Origin of the sequence: Xenorhabdus sp. KJ12.1, assembly GCF_963876495.1 — a bacterium.
Classification (GTDB): Bacteria; Pseudomonadota; Gammaproteobacteria; order Enterobacterales; family Enterobacteriaceae; genus Xenorhabdus; species Xenorhabdus stockiae.
Genome location: NZ_CAWNQH010000100.1, coordinates 1 through 8,743, shown reverse-complemented (window position 1 = coordinate 8,743; position 8,743 = coordinate 1). Strand labels below are relative to the sequence as shown.

Here is an 8,743-nt window from a genome sequence, read left to right as displayed (position 1 = left end):
AAATAACTGCCCGGTTTGCGCACCGTATTTGGCTTTCAGATTGTCCGATTGACGACCGAAGGCCACTGAACGCTCGGTATCAAACCGGTGCCAGCTATAGGCTACGCCGGTACGCAAGGCCAGCGCATCCAGCTGTTTGCTGCCATAAAATGCCAGATGGACGTTATCACTGCCTGCGGAAGTATTATCACCGCCACGCAGGGAAGAGCGGGTGAAACCGGTAGCCATACCGAGTCGCAGGTCATTGGCTACTTCCCGATCAGCCCCCAGAAATACGCCGTAGTTAGACATACGATAACCGTTGGCTTCACTGTTACTGTTAGTCCGTTGCCAGTTACTGGTGATCTGTGCCCAGACACCGTTTTGATCAGCCTTGATATCCTGACTGGTCAATCCGGTATCAGCCTGACGTAAACGGGTATTCAGGGTATCACGCAGATAACGGCTGCCATTGATTTGTGCAGACGCAATATCAGCGTGGATCTGGCCGGAAGACAATTGCTGGAAGGCTTTGCCCGCCTGTGGTGCCGTATCCGACATCAGAATACTTTCATAAACCGGATGGCCCAGATGCAATTTCTCCGCCGCATTAGCGATGGCGCGCTCATTGGCGGTGTTAGTTACACTGGCGAACGCTTTGGCGTTACGGTTGATATTAAGTGTGACGCGATCAGGCTGGTAACTCAACTTAGTCCCAATGAACAGGTAGTCAGGTGAAGCGGCAGTAAACTGACCATCGATGCCTTTTTTGGCCTGTAGGATATTGTATTGTTGACCCAGCAGGCTGCGGACTTCGGGTTTAGAGAGCAGGTTTTTGTTGTTTTCTAATGAAACCTGTACCGTTCCACCGTTTAACTTGGCTAAACCGTCAGCATAAATGCGGTCACTCAACCCAGAAGTATTTCTCGCGACTTCAACCTGGTAATGTGAGTCGTTCTCGAAAGTCACATCATTGTTAACTTTCAGTGTCCCGATTAAATCAGTATTCATGGGGCCCACATTACCGGGGGCAATGTAAGAGCCGCTCTGAGCGGTGAGTGAACCGACAGTCCCGTTTCCGCTGAATGTGGCACCCTTATGTACCATCACATTAGAAGTGATGCCACCACTGACCTGCAACTGACCCTGATCAACGATTGTCGGGCCTTTATAGGTGCTATTTGTACCGGTCAGTTCCAGCATCCCTTTACCGGTTTTGGTTAACCCACCGTGACCGGAAATATCATGACTCCAGTAGTCGTAGGTACATTCAATGCTGTCGCAGACGCGTTCTACCGTTGTGCCTGCTTCTACTTTTTCCCCGATGCCGACGATATTGGCGACAAACTGCGTATCAGTATAGGAATCCTTAATGTAAAATTCAGCGGGAATATCGTCCTTCGTGATAAACATTTTCGGGCCTTCAATGGCATCTTTCAGGTTGAGCATGCCCCAGCCGGAAAGTTCATGGATCCTTTTGCCTTCTTTATTAATAACGGTTGCGGTAGTTTTAAGCACATCAGAAATTTGTCCCGCCGTCATATAAGGGAAGCGTTGCATAAGAACAGCCGCAGCTCCGGCAACGTGCGGTGCTGCCATAGATGTCCCCGTCTTGAGACCATAAGAAGAGTCAATGTCAAAATTCCCTTCATTCAGATACTTTTCATTTATGAGAGTACCTGTTTTTGAAATAAATTCACCGGTACTACTGTATATGCCTGTACCGGGTGCAGATAAGCAATAGCTGGCGGTATATCCACAGCTGGTTGATGACAGAGCCAGCTCCTTGTCCTGTGTTATGTTGGCGACACTGAGATAGTTTTTCAGGACGTCAGGAAAGAAAAGCGGCATACCCGCATCTATCCAGGTAATGTTATAGTTATTAGAATTTCCTGCCGCAAAAACCACGAGTTTTCCGTGGCGTGCTGCACGTAATAAACCTGCTGTAGCGGAGTTATCGTCGAATGTTTCAGGGATTGGTGAACGGCTTAACTGATCCAATGTATTTCGAATTGAGCTTCCATGTTTTCTGACTTCGTCCATAGTAACTTGCACATAATCCCACGTACCATCTGGTCGCCTTATCGGTCTACCGTTTTCATCCCGATTACGTTCAGGAGGGACTCCCCAACTATTGTTAATAATCCGGGCGTTACTCTGGATCATCGCTTCTGTGCGATTCTGATAGCTGCCTAAAAATTTTGCAGTAACCAAGTCAGCATCAAATGCGACTCCATGCATCTCTTTGCCGTCCCGGTTTGCCGCAATAGTGCCGGCGACATGGTTACCATGATTGCCGAACAAAATTAAAAGCCCATTAAAAAGCTCGTCAAAATTGACCTGATCTTCCGGGCTTAATCTTCTCAGTTTGTTTGCGAACTCATCATGAGGCGTTACGGCTTGATCCAACACCCCGACAGTGATCCCTTTACCGGTATAACCACGGGCATAAGCATAATGCGCACCAATAGCCGATAATCCCCATTGGCGTTTAAACTCTTCTGATAACCAGCTATTCGGTGAATTTAACTGCCCCTGTTCTTGATACCCGTTATCCGCGATGGTGACAGTAGCAGGTAAAAGTCCACACAATAATGTTATCCACAAAACAAGAGGTTTTACGGAATTGTTTTTTTTCATAGCGGTAAGTCCGTTTTTCATATAATGGATTTATACATAAAGAAAAACTCACTGCCTGCCAGCAGTGAGTTGGGATTGTTTACTGACTAAAATTTCCAGTTGGCATTTAGGAATACGCCGTTATCTTTGTGACCACGTGATAAAACACCGTTGTATCCCACTGATAATTTGGTATTTTCATTAACGCTCAGAGAAGTCCCGGCTTTGATGACCGCCGCATCACGCGCAGCGGAGACGCTGTTGACGGTAAATGACACATCGCTGTTGCTGAAACTCAATTGACTGTCGCGTGCGACATTACCGAACTGATGTTGCCAGCCTAATTCGCCATATATGCCGACCGTCAGCTGATCCTGCGTTTGCCAGTTCTGGTTCACACGCAAACCTAATGTCGAGAGTGTGGCATTCTTCGATTGTTTTTTACCGCTCAGGGCAGCGGCACCGCCTTTTTCATTGATGCCATCGTTGCGGAAATTAACATGGGACAAGTTGGCGAAAGGCTCCAGATTCAGCCAGTCCGGGTTGATCCCGTAAGCGGCTTCGGCAAATAACTGCCCGGTTTGCGCACCATATTTAGCTTTCAAGTTGTCAGATTGACGACCGAAAGCCACTGAACGCTCGGTATCAAACCGATGCCAGCTATAGGCTACGCCGGTACGCAAGGCCAGCGCATCCAGTTGTTTGCTGCCATAAAATGCCAGATGGAAGTTGTCACTGCCTGCGGAAGTATTATCGCCACCACGCAGGGAAGAGCGGGTGAAACCGGTAGCCATACCGAGTCGCAGGTCATTGGCTACTTCCCGATCTGCGCCCAGAAATACGCCGTAGTTAGACATGCGATAACCGTTGGCTTCACCGTTACTGTTGGTGCGTTGCCAGTTACTGGTGATCTGCGCCCAGACCCCGTTTTGGTCAGCCTTGATCTCCTGACTGGCTAATCCACCCTCTGCCTGACGCAGACGGGTATTCAAAGTATCGCGAAGGTAACGGCTGCCATTAATTTGTGCAGACGCAATATCAGCGTGGATCTGGCCGGAGGACAATTGCTGGAAGGCTTTGCCTGCCTGTGGCTTCGTATCCGACATCAGAATGCTTTCATAAACCGGATGGCCGAGATGCAATTTCTCCGCCGCATTGGCAATGGCGCGCTCATTGGCGGTTTTTGCCACACTGGCAAATGGGGTGGCGTTACGATTGATATCTAACATGACGCTATTCGGCTGATAGTTCAATTGAGCGCCAATGAACAGATACTCAGGTAACTCAAGTGAATAATTAGGTAAAACAGCAGTAAACTGACCCTTGATGCCTTTTTTGGCCTGTAGGATATTGTATTGCTGACCCAGCAGGCTGCGGACTTCGGGTTTTGAAAGCAGGTTGCTGCTGTTTTCTAACCTAACTTCAACCTCGCCACCTTTTAATGTAGCTAAACCGTCGGCATAAATATGGTCACTCAACCCAGAAGTATTTCTGGCGACTTCAACCAGATAATGTGAGTCTTTCTCGAAAGTCACATCGTTGTTAACTTTCAGTGTGCCGATTAAATCCGTATTCATAGGGCCCACATTACCGGGGGCAATGTAAGAGCCGCTTTTAGCGATGAGTGAACCGACAGTCCCGTTTCCACTCAGTGTGGCACCCTTATGTACTGCCACCTCAGAAGTGATACCACCACTGATCTGTAACTGACCCTGGTCAACGATTGTCGGGCCTTTATAGGTGCTGTTTTTACCGGTCAGTTCCAGCATCCCTTTACCGGTTTTGGTTAACCCACCGTGACCGGAAATATCATGACTCCAGTAGTCATAGGTACATTCGATGCTGTCGCAGACACGTTCTACTGTTGTGCCTGCTTCTACTTTTTCCCCCATGCCGACGATATTGGCGACAAACTGCGTATCGGTATAGGAATCCTCAATATAAAATTCAGCGGGAATATCGTCCTTCGTGATAAACATTTTCGGGCCATCAATGGCATCTTTCAGGTTGAGCATGCCCCAGCCATAGAGCTTGTCGATGCCTTTTTCACCCAAGTCTGTTGCTGTGGTTTTGAGAACATCAGAAATTTGAGCTGCTGTCATATAAGGGAAGCGTTGCATCAGGACAGCCGCAGCTCCGACGACATGTGGTGCCGCCATGGATGTACCAGTGTAGGTATCATAGGAAGAGTCAATCTCAAGCTCTCCTCTATTCAGGGCACCTTCGTCTATTTTCTTTCCTGTTTTTGAAACAAACTTACCGGTACTACTGTAAATTTTGGTGCCCGGTGCAGATAAGCAATAGCTAGCGGTATACCCACAACTGGTTGATGACAGAGCCAGCTCCTTGTCCTGCGTTATGTTGGCGACACTGAGATAGTTTTTCAGGACGTCAGGAAAGAAATATGGCATACCCGCATGCAACCAGGTAACGTTATAGTTGTTGGCATTTCCTGCTGCAAAAACAACTAATTTGTCATGTCGCGCAGCACGTAATAAGCCCGCTGTTCTGGTTGTATAATCATCTAATTCAGGAATTTCTGATCGGCTTAAACGATCCAATTTCTCTCTAAGATTATTATCCCTAACATATTTACGGACATCCTCCAGAGTGGTTTTAACATAGTCCCATGTACCATCTGGTCGCCTTATCGGATTGCCGTTTATATCCCGTCTTATCTGAGGTCGAACCCCCCAACTGTTATTGATAACCCGGGCATTACTTTGGATCATCGCTTCTGTTCGGTTGTAGTCATTCTGTAAATATTTACCGGTGATCAAGCCAGCATCAAATGCAACTCCATGCATCCCTGTACCGTCCCGGTTTGCCGCAATAGTGCCTGCGACATGGTTACCATGAGCGCCGAACTCAATGATATCTGTCCAAATATCTTCGTCAAAATTGACCGGATCTTCCGGGCTTAATCTTCTCAGTTTATTTGCAAATTCAGCATGAGGGGTTACTGCTTCATCCAGCACTCCGACATTGATTCCTTTCCCGGTATATCCACGGGCATAGGCATAATGTGCGCCAATAGTAGTTAACCCCCACTGGCGTTTAAACTCTTCTGATAACCAGCTATCAGGTGAATTTAACTGCCCCTGTTCTTGATACCCGCTATCAGCGATGGCAGCAGTAGCAGGTAAAAGTCCACACAATAATGTCACCCACAAAACAATAGGTTTTACGGAATTGTTTTTTCTCATAGAAATAGGCCTATTTTCCATATGGTGGGGCATTCCGATTTATTTTTAATAAATAATCAGAAGCCTCTTATAATAAAAAGGTTATTTTTTTGTTTATATAACTGGCAGCCAAATCCCATCCCACAATAAATGATTATTGTAGAAATAAATCTGATAATAGAAATTAATATACAAGAAATTAATATCAGCATAATGCCAGCGAGTTTCTATGAAATAATATTTTCATCGCAAAGGCAAGATTTAAATTAACCTAAAATAAACATATTGTTTACATATTATTAATTTTATTTTTTATTTAAAATCAATAGCATAATTTTAATTTTCTTTATTTTACATTTATATACAAATAAAATTTATTATTTTAATAATAAAAAAAATACTTCAAGCTGATTTAATTAGATTGTTTTTTGTTTGTCTTGTTTATTTTTTAAATTCCATTATTAATTTAATTTCCTTATCTGTAATCATAATGAGATTTTATTTTTATGACTAAACTCATTTTCATTAATACACAGAAAAATGGCTATTTAAAAACGTGATAATAGATAATTAATCTGGATTCGGGTTTAGCTCATAGTTTTATAAAACTAACAAGAGGTTAATATGTGAGCAAGTAGGCTGAAAAAGAGTTATCTGATTTTTTTTTACAATATAGCAATAGTATTGAAATAAAATATGGCTTCACAACTATCTGTAACTTTATTAAATAATATAATTCCAAAAAAATTTTTTTTGGATCTAGGGTTTACTTCTGAAAAGAGTGTCGTGCGCAGTAGTGGGGAATTTTTTACTCTACTAAAAAATAATTCCTTATACTTCAAATTTCATTAAACCTTCATTTATCATATCTGTACTCAAAAAAGAGAAAACATTGGAATAATAATGATCAGAAAATTTTTAAGCGAAGATATGGACACGGTTCTGGCAATCTGGCTGGAGGCATCCATTAAAGCACACCATTTCGTCGCGGCTGATTTCTGGCAATCCCAGATTGAAAATATGAGGAACATCTATATTCCGGCATCTGAAGTGTATGTCTATACTCAAAACCAAAAGGTCATCGGTTTTTATGCGTTACATAATGATATATTAGCTGCAATTTTTGTATCACCTGATAGCCAGAGGCAGGGAGTGGGTAAGAAATTGATCATGGATGCTAAAAGTCGCAGAACTGAACTTACTCTGTCCGTCTATCAGGAAAATAAAAGCAGTTATGATTTTTACCTGTCACAAGGTTTTTATGTAGCGGAAGAGGGTAAAGATGAGGTGACAGGGCATTCTGAATATGTGATGCATTTTCGCAATTAAATACACCTACCCTATAAAACAGAGCCGATTACGGGTTGATATGAGGATAAATTCCATAATGGATAAAATTGTTACTGATATTACTGAACTTGAGCAAATTTACGGAAAGCCAGTAGGGGCCTCTGTATTTAAAGAAACTGACCATATTCATCCGGCTTATCGGCCATTTATTGAAGCAGCACCATTTGCCATGTTGGCGACTGCGGGTGAAGACGGGCTAGATGCTTCACCACGGGGAGATCAGCCGGGATTTATTCATATCGAGGATAAAAAGACGCTAATTTTGCCTGATCGAAGGGGAAATAATCGTATTGATAGCCTGCGTAATATTCTACATGATAATCGTGTTGCATTGTTACTGCTAATTCCGGGTATTGGCGAGACACTGCGTATTAATGGTCGGGCAGAAATTCTGGTTACGCCGTCAATATTAGAACGTTTTGCCCATCGTAATATTTTACCGCAATCTGTATTGCGGATTACGGTTGATGCAGTTTTCTTCCAATGTAGTCGTGCCATTATGCGTTCAGGTTTATGGGATGCGTCAACTCAGATAGATCGTAGTGCCTTACCCAGCCCGGGTTATATTCTCAAAGCATTGAGCAAAAGTGAGTTTGATGATGTTGAATACGATACTCACTTAGATCAGCGACTGAAAGACAATTTGTACTAATTTCTTTAAGCGTCAGTAAGGATCCCTTATCCCGGTTCATCGCCGGGATATTTCTCAGAACGCTACGCATACCGGCGCATCTACCCGCATTACTGAATCTTGCGCAAACTGCTGTTTATAGCTGCTGCGTAGTGTTTCGATATTTGTTTCGCTCTCTTTGCCCGGAGTATGGATTAACAGTAACGCTTTGCTGCTTTCGCGCGCCAGTTTGCCATCGTTGCCTAACCACTGTCCCTTAGCATCAAGTACCGACAACCCATCTTTAAAGCGCGGCGTAACCTGTCGATCGATGAATGTTTGCCATTCGGCAGTGGTAATCACCGGCCCTGACGGACGGTTCAGGCCAAAGTAGAGCGTAGTTTGGATCATGGGATCACCTGTATGGCAAACCTGCGAGGGTGTTGGTGAAATAGTGTTACGATTTGGTGTTGCACAGCCGCTTAACAGCAAGGCGGTGACAACCAGTACTGGAATCTTTTTCATTGACTGTTTTTGTTCCTCAAATATTGAATTTATTAAACGCTGGGTCATATGCAAAAAAACGTCCGTGACATTAATGATGACGCTACGAGGAGGGTATTTGTTTCACATAAACAATTAAACGTAGATATTTTTCTAAATCAATGGTCATTGAGGTGTACTCAAAAGAAGTAATCTGCTGATTAATACTCAACGACCGTACTCCATTACAGGGTTCATAGATTTCATGCCGATGCCACATTTCATAAAAATCAGGGGAAATTTTAAGTAATTTATTCACTAAATAGCTTTTCAAAATGGTAGGCGAATCAAAGAAACTCAGTCCTATTTTTGCGAACTTTTTAATCGCAAAACCAAAAAAACACAAAAAGGAAGGACTGAGTTATGGCCATCGTACCACCAATTCCGCGCAATGAGCGGCGTCAAATGAGAAAAATTGTCCAAAAAACGGCAGATAAAAACTATGCTCGCCGGATTA

At 43.7% G+C, this 8,743-nt stretch carries 5 protein-coding genes; 2 read left to right on the top strand and 3 right to left on the bottom strand.

What is annotated here, in order from left to right:
- Both AACS92_RS17795 and AACS92_RS17790 read right to left on the bottom strand, forming a co-directional pair.
- The coding region (locus AACS92_RS17795; RefSeq protein WP_099111904.1) for a S8 family serine peptidase at window positions 1-2,619 on the bottom strand (2,619 nt) is incomplete at its 3' end.
- Window positions 2,620-2,705: 86 nt separating this feature from the next.
- The gene (locus AACS92_RS17790) at window positions 2,706-5,804 is read right to left on the bottom strand and encodes an autotransporter serine protease (protein WP_099111902.1); all 3,099 of its coding nucleotides are present in this window, start codon (window positions 5,802-5,804) and stop codon (window positions 2,706-2,708) included.
- An 882-nt stretch (window positions 5,805-6,686) separates the two neighbouring features.
- On the opposite strand from AACS92_RS17790, the gene AACS92_RS17785 reads away from it, so the two are divergent.
- Together AACS92_RS17785 and AACS92_RS17780 are read left to right on the top strand one after the other, a co-directional pair.
- Window positions 6,687-7,112, top strand: a complete 426-nt coding sequence (locus AACS92_RS17785) for an N-acetyltransferase (protein ID WP_099111901.1) — start codon at window positions 6,687-6,689, stop codon at window positions 7,110-7,112.
- Window positions 7,113-7,170: 58 nt separating this feature from the next.
- Window positions 7,171-7,785: a pyridoxamine 5'-phosphate oxidase family protein gene (locus AACS92_RS17780; protein ID WP_369800406.1), complete on the top strand. Its 615-nt coding sequence runs from the start codon at window positions 7,171-7,173 to the stop codon at window positions 7,783-7,785.
- Between the two features lie 54 nt (window positions 7,786-7,839).
- Here the strand turns inward: AACS92_RS17780 and AACS92_RS17775 are convergent, their stop codons facing one another.
- Window positions 7,840-8,268 (bottom strand): DUF3574 domain-containing protein, encoded by a 429-nt coding sequence (locus AACS92_RS17775; RefSeq protein WP_241538036.1) that lies wholly within the window; start codon window positions 8,266-8,268, stop codon window positions 7,840-7,842.
- Window positions 8,269-8,743: the final 475 nt, after the last annotated feature.